At 45.2% G+C, this 17,078-nt stretch carries 18 protein-coding genes; 13 read left to right on the forward strand and 5 right to left on the reverse strand.

Translation table 11 applies throughout. The features are described 5' to 3' along the window. The first annotated feature begins 80 nt into the window (after positions 1-80). The 4 genes from B9Y67_RS14895 to B9Y67_RS14910 are packed head-to-tail and all read left to right on the forward strand — an operon-like array spanning position 81 to position 3,671. The gene (locus tag B9Y67_RS14895) at positions 81-686 is read left to right on the forward strand and encodes a YkoF family thiamine/hydroxymethylpyrimidine-binding protein (RefSeq protein ID WP_085507813.1); all 606 of its coding nucleotides are present in this window, start codon (positions 81-83) and stop codon (positions 684-686) included. Then, positions 679-1,263 carry an ECF transporter S component gene (locus B9Y67_RS14900; protein ID WP_085507815.1) on the forward strand — a complete coding sequence of 195 codons (585 nt, stop codon included), beginning with the start codon at positions 679-681 and terminating at the stop codon, positions 1,261-1,263. Before B9Y67_RS14895 ends, B9Y67_RS14900 begins: the two co-directional genes overlap by 8 nt. Beyond that, positions 1,250-2,911: an ABC transporter ATP-binding protein gene (locus tag B9Y67_RS14905; RefSeq protein WP_085507817.1), complete on the forward strand. Its 1,662-nt coding sequence runs from the start codon at positions 1,250-1,252 to the stop codon at positions 2,909-2,911. Before B9Y67_RS14900 ends, B9Y67_RS14905 begins: the two co-directional genes overlap by 14 nt. Further along, positions 2,892-3,671, forward strand: coding sequence for an energy-coupling factor transporter transmembrane component T family protein (locus tag B9Y67_RS14910; protein WP_085507819.1), 780 nt, complete (start codon positions 2,892-2,894; stop codon positions 3,669-3,671). Before B9Y67_RS14905 ends, B9Y67_RS14910 begins: the two co-directional genes overlap by 20 nt. A gap of 211 nt (positions 3,672-3,882) precedes the next feature. Here B9Y67_RS14910 and B9Y67_RS14915 read toward each other — a convergent pair whose 3' ends face one another. Beyond that, a complete protein-coding gene (locus B9Y67_RS14915; protein WP_085507821.1) occupies positions 3,883-4,488 on the reverse strand; it encodes a GNAT family N-acetyltransferase in 606 nt (201 codons plus the stop codon). A gap of 142 nt (positions 4,489-4,630) precedes the next feature. Between B9Y67_RS14915 and corA the strand changes: the two genes are divergently transcribed. Then, positions 4,631-5,578, forward strand: coding sequence for a magnesium/cobalt transporter CorA (gene corA / locus B9Y67_RS14920; RefSeq protein ID WP_085507823.1), 948 nt, complete (start codon positions 4,631-4,633; stop codon positions 5,576-5,578). Positions 5,579-6,120: 542 nt separating this feature from the next. Continuing rightward, complete coding sequence (locus tag B9Y67_RS14925) at positions 6,121-6,612, forward strand: hypothetical protein (protein ID WP_085507825.1); 492 nt, start codon at positions 6,121-6,123, stop codon at positions 6,610-6,612. Between the two features lie 60 nt (positions 6,613-6,672). On the opposite strand, the gene B9Y67_RS14930 is transcribed toward B9Y67_RS14925, so the two are convergent. The 3 genes from B9Y67_RS14930 to B9Y67_RS14935 form a co-directional block, all read right to left on the reverse strand. Further along, a complete protein-coding gene (locus B9Y67_RS14930) occupies positions 6,673-7,233 on the reverse strand; it encodes an FAD-dependent oxidoreductase (RefSeq protein ID WP_085507827.1) in 561 nt (186 codons plus the stop codon). A gap of 207 nt (positions 7,234-7,440) precedes the next feature. Continuing rightward, complete coding sequence (locus B9Y67_RS20760; RefSeq protein WP_176224020.1) at positions 7,441-7,596, reverse strand: hypothetical protein; 156 nt, start codon at positions 7,594-7,596, stop codon at positions 7,441-7,443. Between the two features lie 40 nt (positions 7,597-7,636). Next, a complete protein-coding gene (locus B9Y67_RS14935; RefSeq protein ID WP_085507829.1) occupies positions 7,637-7,969 on the reverse strand; it encodes a hypothetical protein in 333 nt (110 codons plus the stop codon). Positions 7,970-8,270: 301 nt separating this feature from the next. Here B9Y67_RS14935 and B9Y67_RS14945 point away from each other — a divergent pair, with 301 nt between their 5' ends. From B9Y67_RS14945 to B9Y67_RS14955, 5 genes are all read left to right on the forward strand, one after another. Next, positions 8,271-8,813: an HD domain-containing protein gene (locus B9Y67_RS14945; RefSeq protein WP_085507833.1), complete on the forward strand. Its 543-nt coding sequence runs from the start codon at positions 8,271-8,273 to the stop codon at positions 8,811-8,813. A 498-nt stretch (positions 8,814-9,311) separates the two neighbouring features. Continuing rightward, the gene (locus B9Y67_RS20765) at positions 9,312-9,449 is read left to right on the forward strand and encodes a hypothetical protein (RefSeq protein WP_176224021.1); all 138 of its coding nucleotides are present in this window, start codon (positions 9,312-9,314) and stop codon (positions 9,447-9,449) included. 111 nt (positions 9,450-9,560) lie between these two features. Further along, a complete protein-coding gene (locus B9Y67_RS20480) occupies positions 9,561-9,695 on the forward strand; it encodes a YrzI family small protein (protein ID WP_139823821.1) in 135 nt (44 codons plus the stop codon). Between the two features lie 122 nt (positions 9,696-9,817). Then, positions 9,818-9,952, forward strand: a complete 135-nt coding sequence (locus B9Y67_RS14950; protein ID WP_085507835.1) for a YrzI family small protein — start codon at positions 9,818-9,820, stop codon at positions 9,950-9,952. A 257-nt stretch (positions 9,953-10,209) separates the two neighbouring features. Beyond that, on the forward strand, positions 10,210-12,396 hold the full coding sequence (locus tag B9Y67_RS14955) for a YhgE/Pip domain-containing protein (protein ID WP_176224022.1): 2,187 nt from the start codon (positions 10,210-10,212) through the stop codon (positions 12,394-12,396). A 51-nt stretch (positions 12,397-12,447) separates the two neighbouring features. Here B9Y67_RS14955 and B9Y67_RS14960 read toward each other — a convergent pair whose 3' ends face one another. After that, positions 12,448-13,797 carry a dihydrolipoyl dehydrogenase family protein gene (locus B9Y67_RS14960; RefSeq protein WP_176224023.1) on the reverse strand — a complete coding sequence of 450 codons (1,350 nt, stop codon included), beginning with the start codon at positions 13,795-13,797 and terminating at the stop codon, positions 12,448-12,450. Positions 13,798-14,670: 873 nt separating this feature from the next. Between B9Y67_RS14960 and B9Y67_RS14975 the strand changes: the two genes are divergently transcribed. Then, the gene (locus tag B9Y67_RS14975) at positions 14,671-15,936 is read left to right on the forward strand and encodes a molybdopterin molybdotransferase MoeA (protein WP_085507843.1); all 1,266 of its coding nucleotides are present in this window, start codon (positions 14,671-14,673) and stop codon (positions 15,934-15,936) included. A 37-nt stretch (positions 15,937-15,973) separates the two neighbouring features. Further along, positions 15,974-16,993 carry a GTP 3',8-cyclase MoaA gene (gene moaA, locus B9Y67_RS14980; RefSeq protein WP_085507845.1) on the forward strand — a complete coding sequence of 340 codons (1,020 nt, stop codon included), beginning with the start codon at positions 15,974-15,976 and terminating at the stop codon, positions 16,991-16,993. Positions 16,994-17,078: the final 85 nt, after the last annotated feature.

Consider the following 17,078-nt stretch of genomic DNA (forward strand, 5'->3'; position numbering starts at 1 on the left):
ATAAACGATACCTTCGAACTGCATTCCCCCGCGGGATGCAGTTTTTTATATGGAAAAATATAAAATTTGGAGGGTTATTTATGGAAAACCAAGTATGCAATGGAACAAGCAGGATTGTCGGGTGCCGTTTTTCAATACACCCCATGACTGATGACTTCGTTTCTGTCATCCTGGGAGCTTTAGAGGAAGTGGATACGTCAAAGGTTTGGATGAAAACGGCTGATGTCAGTACGTGTGTCAGGGGAAGACTTCCGCATGTCTTCGATGTCACACAGGCGATTTTCGCCCAAGCTGCCAAAACCGGTCATCATGTCGCTTTTTCAGGAACGTATTCCGTCGGCTGTCCAGGGGACACCGAGGGAGACGTGTATATGTCGGAAGATGACACAAAAATGAATAATCAGGATGACCTGGATCAATACACCGCCTGTGATTTTGCCTTGTACCCGCTTGGTTCTGACAGTTATATGGAAATGATCATGGAACAGATTGAAGCAGCGAAGCAGCGGGGGCTGGAAGTGGAAAGTATTCATTATGCCACCAAGCTACGTGGAGAGGCCAGAGAAATTTTCGCGACACTTGAAAATGCATTCGCGGTCACTCAGGAGCATAACAGCCATGTGGTCATGACGGCTTCCATTTCCGCAAACAGCCCGTCCCATCAGAAGGAGAATGACGATGAATAACTGGAAAATGAGAGAAATCGTTGTCATGTCGGTTCTGTCTGTTGTTTTTGCTGTGGTATATCTGGCGTTTCTTCCAGTTGGAAAGCTGCTTGTCGGCTTTTTCGGACCGATCGGTTATGATTTGATTTTCGGTATCTGGTTCATCGTATCGATTATCGCAGCTTATATTATCCGGAAGCCTGGTGCAGCATTTTTATCCGAGACCATAGCAGCGATCATTGAAGTCATGCTCGGAAACGCTGTCGGGCCGATGTTGATTGTCTCCGGTATGATTCAGGGACTTGGCGCAGAAGCAGTGTTTGCCACCACCCGCTACCGTTTGTACAATGTCTGGGTACTGATGGGTGCTGGTATGGGGTCCGCGCTGTTCAGTTTTGTATGGGGTTACTTCATCTCAGGGTATGCTGCTCTTGCTACTTCTTATGTAACTGCGATGTTTATTGCCCGGATGGTCAGCGGTGCGGTCATTGCAGGATTGCTAGGAAAAGCACTCAGTGACGCGCTTGCTAAAACCGGTGTGCTATACAATTTCGCCCTTGGAAAAGAGCATAGGAGAAATAAACATGGCGCCGCATGATTTAATTGAGGTGAAAAACCTTACCGTCAGCTACGAAGAAGCAAAATTGCCTGTTTTGGATGGCTTGAATCTTTCCCTTTCTAAAGGAGAAACCACCTTACTGCTCGGCCCCAGCGGCTCTGGCAAAAGCACATTGATGTATAGCCTTAATGGCCTGTACCCCGAAGAATTAGATGGAAAGCTGACAGGGGAACGCTTTTACAGGGAACGCCCTTATGAAGCGTTTAATCCAGGAGAATTAAGCAGGCGGATCGGTGTGGTGTTCCAGGATCCCGAAAGCCAGTTTTGCATGCTTACAGTCGAGGATGAAGTAGCATTTGGACTGGAAAACCTCGACACGCCTCCTGACGTCATTGCTGCGAAAGTGGACTGGGCTCTGGAGCTGGTGGGTTTGTCCGATGTGAAGGAAGCGACGATTACGGCTTTGTCCGGTGGAATGAAACAGAAGCTGGCATTAGCCTGTATCCTCGCTATGGACCCGGAGTTGATCATATTAGATGAGCCGACATCCCTGCTCGATCCCCACTCGAGGCAGGCTTTTGTTGAGACCGTCATCTCCCTTCAGCAGGAAAAAGGATTTGGCTTGCTGATCATCGAACATAACCTCGATGAATGGCTGGCTTATGTGGATCGCTGTCTTTTAATGAATCGGAACGGAAAACTTTTTTATGACGGATCATTGGCTCAAGGATTCCGGGAGCATTATGAGACGATTCAAAGGGAAGGAATATGGGTGCCACGTCTGTTTCGGACGGCTTATCAGCTGATGGAACGGGGGATAATCGATGATAGAAAAGAGTTCCCTATGGAATTAGAGGCTATCTCTCCACATATTACGCATGGATTTTTCACGAAAAAAGTCTCTTATTCATCGGGCATTCCTCATCTCTCCCTGGAGAATGTAACCTATAAACACATTATTCATCCGCTTACGTCCACCATCCACAAAGGGGAGTGGGTGGCTATTGTCGGGGCAAACGGAGCAGGGAAGACGACGTTAAGTCTGTTGCTGGCTGGGTTGAAGGCACCCTCAGGAGGAACAGTCACACTGAACGGCAATCGTTTGAAAGAGTATCGAAGTGAAAGCCTATGGCAGGAAGTCGGCTACGTATTCCAAAATCCAGAGCATCAATTTGTGGTGGATACAGTGTTTGAAGAAGTCGCCTTTGGCCTTCGGCTGCAAGACCTGCCAGAGACTGAAGTGAAAGAACGCACGGAAACCATGTTGGAACACTATGGCTTAGCTGCGCACAAGGATCGCCATCCTTATACGTTGAGTCAAGGTCAGAAGCGCCGGTTAAGTATTGCAACGATGATGGTCGAGAACCAGGGACTGCTGGTTTTGGATGAACCTACGTTTGGCCAGGATGAACATTCGGCCCAGGAAATTATTACGCTGTTGCAGCAACGGCAGCAGGAAGGTGCGACCCTGGTGATGGTTACCCATGATATGGAACTGGTCGATCAGCATGCTGACCGTGTCCTTGTCATGGAAAACGGGACCCTGGCCTTTGATGGTTCTCCTGAGGAGTTATGGAAAAAAGGGAAGCGCTGGCTGGCTCACCACCAATTACAACAGCCGTTTCGTGTCCGGCTGGAACAAGCGCAAAAGAAAGGAGCGGCGGCAATTGAATCTGCAAGAGCTTAATCCCAGTGTGAAAGCGATTACGCTGATCGTAGCAGTGTTTTTACTGGCTTTCGTATTCGATCCGATTACGCCACTATTGTTTTCGCTTGGAATCATAACCATTACCTTTCTTTTCGGCCACGTTTCTTTTAAAAGGTGGGCGCTTTATTTTATCCCTTTCTTTATCATCGCTTTCGGATTCTTCTGGACGACGCTTGTCTTTAGTGACAGCAGTAATCATTCAGGGAGGCTGATAGAGGCTGGGTTTTTAACTTTTCCACTGGAAGGATTTCAAGTTGCCGTATCACTCGCCTTGCGCGTGCTCGGTTTCGCTCTGTTATCCTTACTGTTCATTTTGACAACCAATAAAACCGATTTTCTGCTCAGCTTAATGCAGCAGTTGAAGCTGTCGCCGAAAATCGCTTATGGGGTACTCGCCGGCTACCGGTTTTTACCACTGATGTTAACCGAGTTAAAAACAATCCGCATGGCTCACCGCATCCGAGGTGTCCACCGGGGAAGAGGGATCAGCGGGCGGGTCCGTGAACTGAAACGATATGTCATCCCGCTGCTCGCCAGTGCCATCCGAAAAGCAGAACGGACCGCAGTCGCTATGGAATCAAAAGGATTCACAGGCAGCAGGCAGCGCACCTTCTACCGGACCATGAACGTATCCTATAAAGACTGGGTATTCCTCGGTATGGTACTGGCCCTTTATGGCATCAGTGTGTATGCTTCTGTTAGCTGGGGTTACTTTGAATGGTATAACGGCCAATTATAAATTCTCACCTCATTTTGTCATGAAAAAAACTGCTTTTATTCACTTAAAAGCAGTTTTTTGGTTTGACTGGCTCCAATTCTGAAAATGTCTAGTAAGTTATTTATTTTGTCTAGCATATGGTATGTACTGTCTAGTATGAACACTTTTTGTCTAGTAACCATCGCTATTACCCTACCACACTAAAAAAGGAAAAACCCCGCAGTGCGGGATTTCACGATTTAGAACTAATTTGGTTTGCTGCCCGCCCATAGACGGCCTCCCATTCTTCGCGGAGCACACCCATCCGGATAGAATCATAATATTCCCCTTCATAGATCCGGCATTTCCGCATCCGGCCTTCCAGCTGCATGCCAAGCTTTTCAGCGACACGCATCATCCGCTCGTTTTTCGACCAGGTCGTCAAGCCGACACGCGCAAGCGGGAGGGAGGAGAAGAGGTGATCAATCCACAACTTCAGCGCTTCGCTGCCATATCCACCATTCCAATACTCCGGGCGGTAAATGCCGATGCCGACCTCGAGCCACAGGGAAGGCTTATGCTCCCAGTAATAGCTGACGGTTCCGATAATTCCTCCATCTGCTTCAATAATCAATCGGGAGTCGGGTTCCTCCGCACTTAAACGCTCTTTCCGTGCACGCTCATAACTTCTGAAACTATCTAACGTGTGCGGTTCAAGCGGATAATAGGGCGCATCCCATTTTTTCCATTCCGGGTCCGTCTCTTTATAAATCAAGTTCCATAAGGATTCATGATCTTTGTCTGAAATGCTTCGCAATGTCACGTTTCTGCCTGCGAGCAAGGTATCTTCAGCAGTCATACCATCACCCCCGCCATAATCCTTCCTCTTTATCCTATCATACTTGCACGGGTAATTACCCCCTTCGCAAAAAAGTGTTTGCCACCAGGCGAGTCGGGTAATATAAAAAGAAGTCAATGTTGACTCAGGAAGGGTTTTTCAGATGTTGAAATTAATAGCTTATACGAAAGAGGGAGAGTTGGTTGAAGATACTTCCCTTGATCCGTTGAAAACTCGGGATGATATCCGTTGGTATTGGATCGATTTCGATCGTCCGAGCCAGGAAGAAACAGATCTATTAGATAGTTATTTTCACTTTCATCCGCTCGCGATAGAAGATTGCATCCATGACCTGCAGCGACCGAAAATGGATTATTATGAGGATCACACGTTGATCGTCATCCATGCCATTGATGCAAAAACATTAAAAAAACAGGAAATCGATATTTTCTTTGGTGAAGACTTTATCATCACCTATCATAAAAGCGAATTGCCGATGATGAATCACGTGATGCGAATGGTGAAGAAAGAGCAGCCCCAATGGGAAGAATATTATGTGCTCCATTATATCTTCGATTTGGTTGTTGACAATTATTTTCCAATCATCTATGCAATCGAGGACCATATCAATGAACTCGAAGATAATACACAAAATTTATCCATCGACAAGCTGCTGGAGCAATTGTTCGAGCGGCGCAGTGAACTGCTGACGATGCGGCAGACCATCCATCCGATGCGTGACCTGTTGTACCGGATTCTCAACTCCCATCACCTGGATGGTATGAAGCAGGGAAAAGAATACTTTGCCGATGTCCATGACCATCTGATCAAGCTGGCGGATGTGATTGCATCAAATCGCGACCTTACCCAGGATATAAGGGACAGTTACTTATCATTGACTTCTCATCAGCAAAATAAAACGATGCAGGTACTGACGGTAATTTCGGTTATCTTCATGCCGCTCACGTTCATCGCCGGGGTCTATGGCATGAACTTTGAGAATATGCCTGAGTTGGATGAACCATACGCATATCCTCTTGTCTGGTTCATCATGATTGCCCTGTCAGTCGCTATGATCATCTGGTTTAAGAAAAAAGGCTGGTTCGATTAATCGTTTACTAAAGGTGCCCGTTTCCTCATCAGGAGGAAGCGGGCACCTTTTTCAGTTGGAAAGAAAGTTCAGTCCTGAGGAGGATACGAAATCACTCGGCTGGCCGTTATGGAAAAACTGGAAAATACCTATAATTAACTTAAGAAAAGCAAACGGAGGAGAGAGACATGAACTTCTTTAAAAAATGGATCGATAAAACAAAACGGAATCCGTATCGCGACGTATGGATCGAAATGCAACGCCGGCACATCTGATTATAATCAACCGGAAAGGAAGTGAGGAAATGTATTTCAACGAATATGAGATCTCCAAAGAAGTGGAAGAACGCCGCCCACGATAAAGGATCATTAAATAATAGAAAGGATGGGGCAGATGTATTTCAATGAATACGAAGTTTCACAGCAAATAGAAGAACGTCGTCCGCGATAATGGCATCTTTCAAAATCCCTCTTGTTGAAAAATAAGAGGGATTTTGTCTGTCCTTACGTGATTGTGCATGTCCACCCTCTTTTCTGCATAGGATGCTGTGGGGGGCGGTGGATATGATAGCATCCTGGATGGTGCTGATGGTTATTTTGCTTATATTATCGATTTCTGTCATAGGAAGAATACGGACGATGGAAGAAAAGAGGCACGTCAACGAGATACGTATGGCTGTCATCATTTTACTCGTTCTTTATGTAAGCAGCTTGTTGTCGTTTGTAAATATGACGCTCGTACCTGTGTTAATCATTGGAGCAGTTGCGGCAGGCGTGGTGAGTCTTGTGATTCGTGTGGAAGCGGGTTTACAGTGGGGGGCAATTGTCCACGGGATCATGGCTGCGATTGTGGGGTGGGTGGTTATCCCAATGCTGGGATCAGATCAAGAGGTGCAATATATGGAAGTATTGTCTCTCCTTCTATTTATTTTAATGTCGGGCTGGCTGTTTTTGACGTTGGGGAAAGAAAGTAAGTCGTATAATAAGTTATTTTTATTTTGTTTTGTTGTCCTCGTGTTTCATGAATTCCTCACCTACGTAGCCTGGCCGATATAAATGGAGGGGAGTATATAAAAACAGGGGGGATAGGATTCGCTATCCCCCCTATAAACTGGATTATTTCAGAATATCATGGTCGACGTAGCGTTCACCGTTTAGTTCACTGATAACATTGATTGCGACATGGGCGCCGTGACCGGAAGTGATGATGGTATGGACGCTGACGCCGGCGACAGTACCAGCAGCCCAGACATTTTTCTTATCGGTTTTGCCCTGTGCGTCGGCTTTGATGACCTTAGCCACGCGAGGTTCTGTACCATCCTGTACCGTCAAGCCGGCCTCTTCTGCAAGTTTTGCCGACATGCCGGTAGCGAAAATGACGTGTGTCGCTTCATAGCTGTTATCCTCTGTTTTCAATGTATACCCGGTTCCACTTTCCTCGATGGCATTCACTTCTTCTTCTTTTAATTCTGCCCCGAACTTCGTTGCCTGCTCCTGGCCGGTTTTTAATAATTCAGGACCTTCGATTTCTTTCACACCATAATGATTTTCCACCCAGGCTTTCGCTGTAATGCTCTTACCATGGTCGAACATGACAACCTTTTTCCCGGCTTTTGCGGCGAACAATGCGGCACTGGCACCAGCGGGACCTGCACCGATAATGGCAATATCAAACATGAATTCCACTCCTTTTGAAAACGTATTCACCTGCTATTATAACGAAACGTTCGATTATTTTGAAAATAATTGCTCTTCAGCATGAGCAGATTACAGGCTCATAAAAAATGAACAACGCCCGTCTGGATTTCCAGGCGGGCGTTGTCCTAAGATGGAGAAAAGGATGATTTATGTGATAATCCCCTCATAAGAGGAGTTATCGCGGAATTATAGCAAAGGTCCGACAACATAATTAATTAAAAACCATAAGATTCCGAAGAAAATAATTAAATACGTTATATATTTGATAGCTGCTACGCCGACCTTGCTGGAATCTTTCTTTTTCTCTTTCCGTTCAATTTCTACGTCGCGATCGTCTGCCATGTTCGATCACTCCTTTGTTTAAAAAGGTAGCCAATAGTCATTACACAATGATAGAAATATGCTGTTCTGCCATGGAACCGGAATACTTCACGCGTTGATCCGACTGTTTAATTTGTTTACTCAAAATCTGCTCGATTTTTTCGTGAGCCTTTTCCGCGTTATTTCCATCAATGATCATTTTAATCGGTTTTTTCGTGTTCGCCAGTAAGAAGAATGACATCAGCTTCGGCATGATGCTGGCATCCGCAATTAACTGTCCCTGGTGTAAGTAAATTTCACAATCGCTTTTAGCTACGTATTTATGAATATCGATGATTTCAGATGTTGTAACCGATTGATTTAAATGTATTTGATAGGATGTTAGTTCTTTCAAGCTAATCACCTCATAATTTTTTTGTGTTGGTTAAAAGTTACCCTGCCCTGATGCCTATCAAACATTACTCCTGTCAAATAGTACTTTTTACCCTGTGGATCTTCTGCCGTCACCATCTTCTGCTCGTTCGCATACAATTCAAAGGCAGAGATACCTTGAGAGAAGAAAAAATTTGCTATGTTCCCTATTTCACAAAGACGTTTAAAGACAGAGCAGAAGGGCATAGTGATAATACTTACTTGTATTTCTATAACCGAAGTGCTATATTAGTCTATAAAAAATTTCAGGCGGAGGGGTTGCTATGTCGAAAGTATCATTGGTTACGATTTTCAAACATCGCGTCACACAAAAATATTTGCAGCGTTCCGGTGTCAACCATGCTGTCTCCGTTGCCTATAATGCATTTGACCTTGCTTCCAAGCGGGGTATCGATGTCGATTTAGCTGCCAAGGCAGCACTTCTCCACGATATGGGACATTATGAATGGTATCGGGATGGAAAGTGGGATTACGAAGAATACCGGCGGCACGATATCCACGCGATCAAAGGGGCAGAGCGCGCTCATAAACTGTTGATCCGGCTCGGCGAAGATCGTCTTGTCGCAAAGGAAGTGTCATTGGCTGTACTGCTTCATACGGATAGCTATCTCCCATTTGAACTGGAGGGCAAACGGACGGATCTCCAGCAGGTGGTGACAGAAGCGGATAATATGGATGAACAGCCTGGCGGGCTGCACCATTATAAAGAAATGTCCCGTTCGGAAGCGATTCGGCTGCTGAAGAAACTTGATCGAATGATCGCTGAATTCCAGGCGGGAGATGCCTCGAGATCAACGACCGGTTAAATAGTATAACTTATTTTCATACTTTAAAAAGGTTTAACTTTGTTAAAGGATAAAAGTATAAGAAACACTAAGGCTTTCGCCATTAGGACTTGGCGATAAGCCAAGTGTTTCTAAAAATAGGCTTTACTTTTGTTAGGACTTTTTATATAATTTCCAGTGTAAGAAAAAAATTCCGAGAAAGCGAGGTCGAACCCAATGAAAATGATTACTGTTTATTTCAACCAATTGAATAACAACAATCGATCGACCTCTGCACTATACGTCACGTTTTAATATTCTGACTATATTTTATTCGTGCATATCTGCCACAGGTCGATCATAGGATTGACTTGTGGTTTTTTAATTTGGTATGCCCTGTGCTGCAGTTTTATGCTGTGCAGGCCTGCCCGTAAACGTGAAAGCCACAGGTATCCCCCTGTGGCTTTTTCTCATGCAGTTAAAGAATGCATAAGCCATTCTTAACTATAAATTAACCCTTTTTAAAGGAGGTGAGTAACCATGACGATCCCGTTTTTTATCTTTACGATCAGAATTGAAAAAAGGAAGAAAGCAGCTGGGACGAAAGATCCGAAATACCATCGCACCCCGGAAGAGGAATGGTTCGACCGAAAGATGATGTATATGTCCAGATTCTAAATCATAAGGGAGAGGAGTTTTATCATGATTGGTTACATGTTGAAATTCAGCAGCTGGTCGAACGAGGAGTTGGGTGCAGATCACTAGTCCCTGAAGAAGGGAGGGAAAACGATGAGGATTAATATGCTTTTTTTCACCATTATCATCAAAAAGAAATCCAATGAAGAAATTTTACGGCAGGAACGCCATCATCAGGAAATCAAGCGGCACATGGATGAGATGAAACTCAAACATTTGCAACTATAAAAAACAGACAGAAAGGATGAGTTACGATGATTAAAATGATCCGGTTCATGCAATGGTTAAATGTGGAGAAGGATAGCGCATAGCTGAACTGACTGGGTAACTAAGGAAGGGGAATAAACCAAATGAAATTGAATATCTTATTTTTCAATATATCGATTGTCAAACGTCCGAAAGCGGAATTGGTCCGGGAAGAGCTGCATCACCAGCGGATCCAGCGCCGCCTTGACGATATCAAATTGAAACAAATTAACTACTGATATGTAAAAGGGCTGTCCCATAAGTCTTCTTAAAGACTTGCGGGGCAGCTTTTTTGTGGTCCGTTAAGGATGGTCTGGGAAACGACTCGCTTTCCAGCTCCATCCATCCAGCTTTGTAACAAACGGATCCATCTAAGAGTGGATGATTGTATCGTTTTTAAAAAAATTACCTGGACCCGATAAAAAGTGTTATAATCTACTCTTGGGTAAAAAAATGAATGGTGATTCATTACAGCAAAGATAGGAAGAGGATGAGGATGAAAAAGATTTGGCACATTTTCACCAATGACATCAAGAATGCAAGTACGAATTGGGTAGCGGCAATCCTGCTGGGAGGGTTGATCTTGTTACCATCCCTTTATGCCTGGTTTAATATTGAGGCTTCCTGGGATCCATATAGTCAGACGGACCAGCTTCCTGTAGCGGTCGTCAATGAAGATGAAGGGGCGAGTATCCGGGATAAGGAAATTCATGTTGGTGATGAACTGGTTAAACAACTGAAAGATAATGAGAAAATGGATTGGCAGTTCGTTGACCGGAAAGAAGCTATGGACAAGGTCGAGTACGGTGATTATTTTGCGGCGATTATTGTTCCTGAGAATTTCTCAGAGCAGCTGGGGACCGTACTCGACGATCACCCGGAAAAAGCTGAAATCGAATATTATGTGAATGAAAAAATCAATGCTATCGCACCAAAAATTACAGAGACCGGTGCAAGTACGATTGTAGATCAGATAACAAGTGAATTCATATCAACCGTTAATGGCGTCATTTTTGATATGTTTAATGAACTTGGTCTCGAATTGGAAAAAGATTTGCCGGATATTAAACGGTTTGAGAATTATATTTTTCAAATGGAGGAAAAGCTGCCGGAAATCCATCAATTATTGGAACAGTCATTGAATGATGCCGGCAGGATGGAGACGATCATTAATGATGCCCAGGCACTGCTGCCACGTGCAGAAAGTACCACGCAAGAGGGTCTCCGGACGATTGATGATACAACGGCTTATTTAACCAAAGCTGAAAAAAGGCTCGATGAAATCGCGCCGCAAGTAGAAACAGATTTGAACCGCATTCAGGAAGAAGCTAATAATGTCAATGATTTCCTTCAGGATATCCAGGGAGCCGATATCGACCTATCGCAGGGCGAAGAATGGAAGGAACAGATTGATGTACAGCTTACAAGTTCAATGGAGGAAATAGCTGCTGTCCGGGAGGCTTTGGAACAAGTGCAGGAACAAAATAACCAGAACGAAGAAGGGGAAGATAATGGAAATGATCCTAATCAGGAGCAAATCGATCAGGCGCTCGCTGACCTGAAAATATTAGAAGAAAACCTGCAAAAAATCCAGGAAGACAATTACCGGATACAGGAATTTTTGTCTGAGCAACAAGGGGAAGCCGATAATCTGATTGCTTCCATCCAGGAAAAAGCAGAAACGACTGCTAATGAAATAGATGCTTTTGTGCGAACTTATAAGGAAGACATCGAGCCTGCAGTGAGGGCAGAAATCAATCAGGCTCAGTCGACTTTGTCGGAGGCAAGAGAAATCCTGGCAGAGATCCAGGAAACGATTCCTGAAGTGGAGCGTATTTTGGCTAGTACGGAAGGAAATGTGGCGGAAGGGGAGAGCCTACTGGAATATATGCTCGGAGAATACCCTTATGTAAATGAGAAGATTAATCAACTCGCTGACCGGATCAGAGAAATTCAAGGGGAAACAGATATCAATGAAATCATTGAACTATTGCAAAATGACCCCGAGGCAGAAAGTGGTTTCTTTAAAGAGCCGGTAGAGCTAAACAAAAACAGCTTGTTTTCTATTGCCAATTACGGAACAGGGATGACACCATTCTATACGGTTCTCGCCATATGGGTAGGTTGTCTGCTGCTCGTGTCCCTGCTGGCAACGGATGTAAGAGATCCTGAACATTTCACAGGTACTCAAGTGTATTTTGGAAAACTGATGGTATTTGCAGGTATCGGTTTTCTTCAAACTCTGATTGTAACCACTGGAGATATATTCGTTCTGAAAATTAATATTGCTGAGCCCATGTGGTTTGTTCTGTTCGGATTATTCATCAGTCTCGTATTTATGCTGATCGTCTATACACTCGTGTCCGTTTTTGGAGATATCGGAAAAGCGATGGCGATCGTCATGCTCGTACTACAGATAGCTGGTTCTGGAGGTACTTATCCGACCGTTTTGCTTCCTGAATTCTTTCAAATAATCCATCCTTTTCTACCATTTTCTTATGCTATCGATTTAATGCGTGAGGCGGTAGGGGGCATTATCTGGAAGCGCGTGTATCATGACTTACTGTATCTATCGTTATTTGGTTTGACCGCTATTAGTATCGGTGGTTTATTAAAAGCACCTCTAAGCAATAAGACAAAAGCGTTGATGAGAAAATCAAGAGAATCAGGATTGTTTCATTAAAAAAGTGCCTGTTACCGCCTTGGATAAGCGGTACAGGCACTTTTGGATTGATTAGAAAAAGCTTGGGATATCACTTTCAGCAGTTGGATAGCCCCAGAGGACAGAGGTCAAATCGTCTTTCGTCAGCCCCTGCTGGATTGCGAGCGCAAACAGGTTGACGAGGTGTTCCGCTTCACTGGATAAAAAGTGAGCACCGATAATTTGCCCGGTGGAAGGGTTCATTAAAATTTTCGCATAAGCACCAGGCTCTTTTGTCCGCTGATAAGTAAAGAACTTGGTAATTGTTTTAGACTCTGCTTCATACGGAATATGATTATCGCGTGCTTCCTGCTGGCTCAGTCCGACCGAACCAAGTGCCGGATAGGTAAAGACAATGGACGGCACAGGTTTTTGAAAGGCTTCCTGATTTTCCCCATGCAGGAGATGACTTGTCAGTCGCGCAGCTTCTGCTCCGGCAGTCGGTGTCAGCGGAGGAAGCCCGGTGTCGGCACAATCACCGGCTGCGTAGATGTGCTGATGTGGGACGGATTGCTGATTTTCATTCACCTTAATTCCTTTGTTGGAGTATTCAATTCCTGCGTTCTCGAGTCCCAGATGGTCGATGTTCGGAGTCCGTCCTGCTCCGTGGAAGACCATATCCGCTTTCATGGCATGTTCATGGTTGAATTTCTTGACATCAATTTTATAGCCGCCATCGAGTTTTGTAATTTTCGTTACTTCCGTATTTGTGTGTATTTCCACACCCAAATCTTTCGTATGTTCAATCAGTTTGTTGGTCATTTCAAAATCATGATTCTCGAGGACATTTCGTCCGCGATGGATGATAAGGACCTCTTTTCCCAGACGTGCTGCCAGCTGGGCGAATTCAAAGGAAATATACCCGCCTCCTACAAACATCAGGCGGTCCGGCAGCTGCTCCATTTCGAAAAATTGATCACTGGATATCAGATGATCCGCACCCTCAAAAGGAAGGTCCGCAGGTTTCGCCCCGGTTGCAATCACAATATATTTGGCCGTGACATTTTCCTCGCCGATTTTTAAGGTATGGGGATCAAGAAAAGTTGCGGTCCCGTGATATTGCTTGATACCCAGCCTCTGAAATTTGTCCTCTGTTCCTTGAGGAATCGGTTCGGTGAATTCATTTTTGAACGCCAGCAGGTCTTTCCAATTCAAAGATACCTCACCGTCCAGCCCAAGACCTTTGACACGGCTGGCATCATCAACAATTCTGCTGATGCCAGTCATTACTTTTTTAGGGTCACATCCGCGCTGCGGACAGGTGCCTCCAAACGGACGTTCATCAACGATGGCCACCTCCAGGCCCGCTTTCTGTACTTTCGCTGCGACCGTACTCCCGGCTACCCCGGTACCGATGACGATCACGTCGTATGTAGTATTCATATTACATCCCTCCATCATTTAACTATTCATTAATTTACCCCTAATCCATCAATAAAAAACAGTCTTCGTTTTTAAAAAAGGCTCTGTTAAAGCATCGTGTTGATTTTACAATAAAAGCTCCCTTTTCCTGAAGACTCAGTTTCGAGATATGTTGTTTCCGTTACGGTAGTAACGGTTTGGAGGTCCGGGAAATTACTCGCTTTCCATGGGCGTACGGTGAGCTTCCTCGGGCTAAAGCCCTGCGGGATCTCACCATGTACTATCCTCCCATTGGAGTCTCGCAATTTCCCGGACCTCCTTGCGTTTATAAGAGAACGGAAACATCCGTATGCAAGCCTTCAAATATAGAGTGAGCTAAACATGAAATGCTATCTAAAAGCCCTCGACTTTGTTCAAATATTATTCAGCAACGTAGAATGGAACTACAATTTGACAGGGGGTTCGTTTCTCTCACCTTTCGGATGGGTTGGCTGGGAAACTGCGAGACTCCCGTGGGAGAAGGATCTAGGCGAGATCCCACAGGGCGATAGCCCGAGGAAGCTCGCCAGCTCCCCCACAGGAAAGCGAGTAGTTTCCCAGCCAGCCCTGACACTTTTATGGTAAAGAACCCTAGATATCTCGAAATCAAGTCTTCGACTTTTCGATCCAGTTTTGAAATAAACCTATTATTAAAAATCAACAACAAAGTTTAACAGCGCCTTAAAAAAGAGTTCATTAAACGTTAAGATTTCGAAGAATAGATATCACCTTCCTCCTGTTATAATAAGGGAAATTGTACTATCAATCATAATTTTACAAAATAGGATGAATTTACGTTAGAATGACAGATAAGAAGATTTTTAATAGAAGTGCGACACGGAAAGGATTGTTGATATGAAGTTCGACCGCAAACCGATTCCAGTAACCGATGCTGTAGCGAAAGTGATGGAGTACGCCCGATTCGGCGGGACAGAAGAGGTTGCCATTGACGAATGCGAAAACCGCATCCTCGCCGAGGACATTACAGCCTCTCATCCGATACCTCCATTTCATAAGTCTCCATACGACGGATTTGCATTGAAATCAGAGGATACGAAGGAAGCTGGTTCAGACAATCCCGTCACTTTTCATGTCATCGAACAAGTTGGTGCCGGCCATCGGGCAAGCCGGCCGATCGAGAACGGGGAAGCGGTCCGGATTATGACCGGGGCAGAAATCCCGGAAGGTGCCGACTGTGTGGCGATGTTTGAAATCTGCCAGACCCAGGAAGAGAATGGAAAAAGCTATATGACCATCAAACGGCAAATGGAACAAGGGCAGAATATCATCGAGAAAGGTTCGGAAACGTCACTCGGCGATGTTCTGGTGAAAAAAGGAACAAAAATCAATCCTGGAGTAAAAGCGTTGCTCGCGACTTTCGGCTATCCTGCTGTTAAAGTTGGCAGGCGGCCGGTGGTTGGTCTTTTTGCGACCGGCACCGAACTGCTCGACGTCGACGAAGAGCTGCAGCCGGGTAAAATCAGAAACTCCAATGCTTATATGATCGCCGCCCAAATCGAACGTGCCGGCGGTATTGTCCAATATTACGGCAAACTGGAAGATGATTTCGATACGTGCTATCAGGCAGTGACAAATGCCTTCGCAGAAGTAGATATGCTGATAACGACAGGGGGCGTCTCGGTAGGTGATTTCGACCTGATGCCGGAAATCTACGAAAAGCTGGAAGCGCAGGTATTGTTCAATAAAATAGCGATGCGCCCGGGCAGCGTCACCACGGTGGCGGAAAAAGACGGCAAGCTGTTGTTCGGTCTCTCCGGCAACCCATCCGCATGCTATGTCGGGTTTGAATTATATACATTTCCAGTCATCCAGCGCTATTCAGGAGTGGCAAAACCGTATCATCGTAAAATAGCTGCCATCCTTGGGAAAGATTTTCCGAAACCAAATCCATTTACCAGATTTGTACGTGGGTACATCCATTATGAAGGTGGAAACGTGCTGGTGAGCCCGGCTGGAATGGACAAGTCAGCAGTCGTTACGACGCTCGCGAATACCGATGCATTGATTATGCTGCCAGGAGGAACAAGAGGATTCGCAGCAGGGGATGCCGTCCAGGCGATTCTCCTTGAGGATCCCACTGGCCAGGCAACGTTTGAATAGCTCCTGTTAACAGGAGTAAAGGAGAAGTGATTTACTCATGACAGATACCCAATATATCCGGGACCGGTTGAACCGCCCGATGAAAGATTTGCGTATTTCGGTCATCGACCAATGTAATTTCCGCTGCACGTACTGCATGCCAGCCGAAATATTCGGGGAAGATTATCGATTTTTACCATTCAAAGAACTGTTGAGCTTTGATGAAATTGTCCGTCTTACGGAAATATTCGCGAAGTTCGGCACAGAAAAAATCCGCATCACTGGCGGCGAACCGTTACTGCGGAAGAATCTCGATCAGCTGATCAAACGCTTATACGCTATTGATGGGATTAAAGACATTGCCATCACCACCAACGGTGTATTTTTGACGAAGCAGGCGAAAAAGCTGAAAGAGGCCGGCCTTGACCGTGTTAACCTGAGTCTTGATGCGATCGAAGATGATGTCTTTAAGGAAATCAATGGCCGCGGCGTCAAGACAAAACCGGTACTGAAAGGGATTGAAGCGGCACAGGAAGCAGGACTCCAGGTCAAGATTAATATGGTCGTAAAAAAAGGTCTGAACGACAGCCAGATTCTTCCGATGGCCCGTTACTTCAAAAATTCAGACGTTATCCTCAGGTTCATTGAGTTTATGGATGTCGGCAATCATAACGGCTGGAACATGGATACTGTCGTTTCCAAACAGGAAATCGTCGATCGCATCAGTGCGGAAATGCCACTTGAGCCGGTCGAGCAGAACTATTACGGCGAGGTCGCCTCGCGCTACCGTTATCTCGACGGCGGCGGGGAGATTGGCGTCATTTCATCAGTGACAGATTCCTTCTGTGGCAGCTGCACAAGAATCAGACTATCTGCAGACGGCAAGCTATACACCTGTCTGTTTGCAACCGAAGGCTATGACATCAAGATGCCGCTTCGGGAAAATGCCAGTGATCACCAATTGATCCTGGAGCTGATCAAACTATGGAGCGGCCGCACCGACCGATATTCTGATGAACGGGCAGAAGGAAAACCGCTCAAACGAGAAAAAATCGAAATGTCCTACATCGGCGGTTAGCATCGTCCACCATCAGAATCAGTCAAAAAAGCACAAGCAGTGTAGTCAATTGTGTAGTTCGGAAAAAGCTTAGAGACACTATATG

Source organism: Thalassobacillus devorans (assembly GCF_900176565.1).
Lineage (GTDB): Bacteria > Bacillota > Bacilli > Bacillales > Halobacillaceae > Thalassobacillus > Thalassobacillus devorans_A.

Coding starts and splice junctions, on each gene's coding strand:
- B9Y67_RS14945 (WP_085507833.1), top strand. CDS start 8,271: ATGTCGAAAGTATCATTGGTTACGATTTTCAAACATCGCGTCACACAA.
- moaA (WP_085507845.1), top strand. CDS start 15,974: ATGACAGATACCCAATATATCCGGGACCGGTTGAACCGCCCGATGAAA.
- B9Y67_RS14915 (WP_085507821.1), bottom strand. CDS start 4,488: ATGACTGCTGAAGATACCTTGCTCGCAGGCAGAAACGTGACATTGCGA.
- B9Y67_RS20480 (WP_139823821.1), top strand. CDS start 9,561: ATGAGGATTAATATGCTTTTTTTCACCATTATCATCAAAAAGAAATCC.
- B9Y67_RS14925 (WP_085507825.1), top strand. CDS start 6,121: ATGATAGCATCCTGGATGGTGCTGATGGTTATTTTGCTTATATTATCG.
- B9Y67_RS14950 (WP_085507835.1), top strand. CDS start 9,818: ATGAAATTGAATATCTTATTTTTCAATATATCGATTGTCAAACGTCCG.
- corA (WP_085507823.1), top strand. CDS start 4,631: ATGTTGAAATTAATAGCTTATACGAAAGAGGGAGAGTTGGTTGAAGAT.
- B9Y67_RS14960 (WP_176224023.1), bottom strand. CDS start 13,797: ATGAATACTACATACGACGTGATCGTCATCGGTACCGGGGTAGCCGGG.
- B9Y67_RS14930 (WP_085507827.1), bottom strand. CDS start 7,233: ATGTTTGATATTGCCATTATCGGTGCAGGTCCCGCTGGTGCCAGTGCC.
- B9Y67_RS14895 (WP_085507813.1), top strand. CDS start 81: ATGGAAAACCAAGTATGCAATGGAACAAGCAGGATTGTCGGGTGCCGT.
- B9Y67_RS14975 (WP_085507843.1), top strand. CDS start 14,671: ATGAAGTTCGACCGCAAACCGATTCCAGTAACCGATGCTGTAGCGAAA.
- B9Y67_RS20765 (WP_176224021.1), top strand. CDS start 9,312: ATGACGATCCCGTTTTTTATCTTTACGATCAGAATTGAAAAAAGGAAG.
- B9Y67_RS14900 (WP_085507815.1), top strand. CDS start 679: ATGAATAACTGGAAAATGAGAGAAATCGTTGTCATGTCGGTTCTGTCT.
- B9Y67_RS20760 (WP_176224020.1), bottom strand. CDS start 7,596: ATGGCAGACGATCGCGACGTAGAAATTGAACGGAAAGAGAAAAAGAAA.
- B9Y67_RS14955 (WP_176224022.1), top strand. CDS start 10,210: ATGAAAAAGATTTGGCACATTTTCACCAATGACATCAAGAATGCAAGT.
- B9Y67_RS14905 (WP_085507817.1), top strand. CDS start 1,250: ATGGCGCCGCATGATTTAATTGAGGTGAAAAACCTTACCGTCAGCTAC.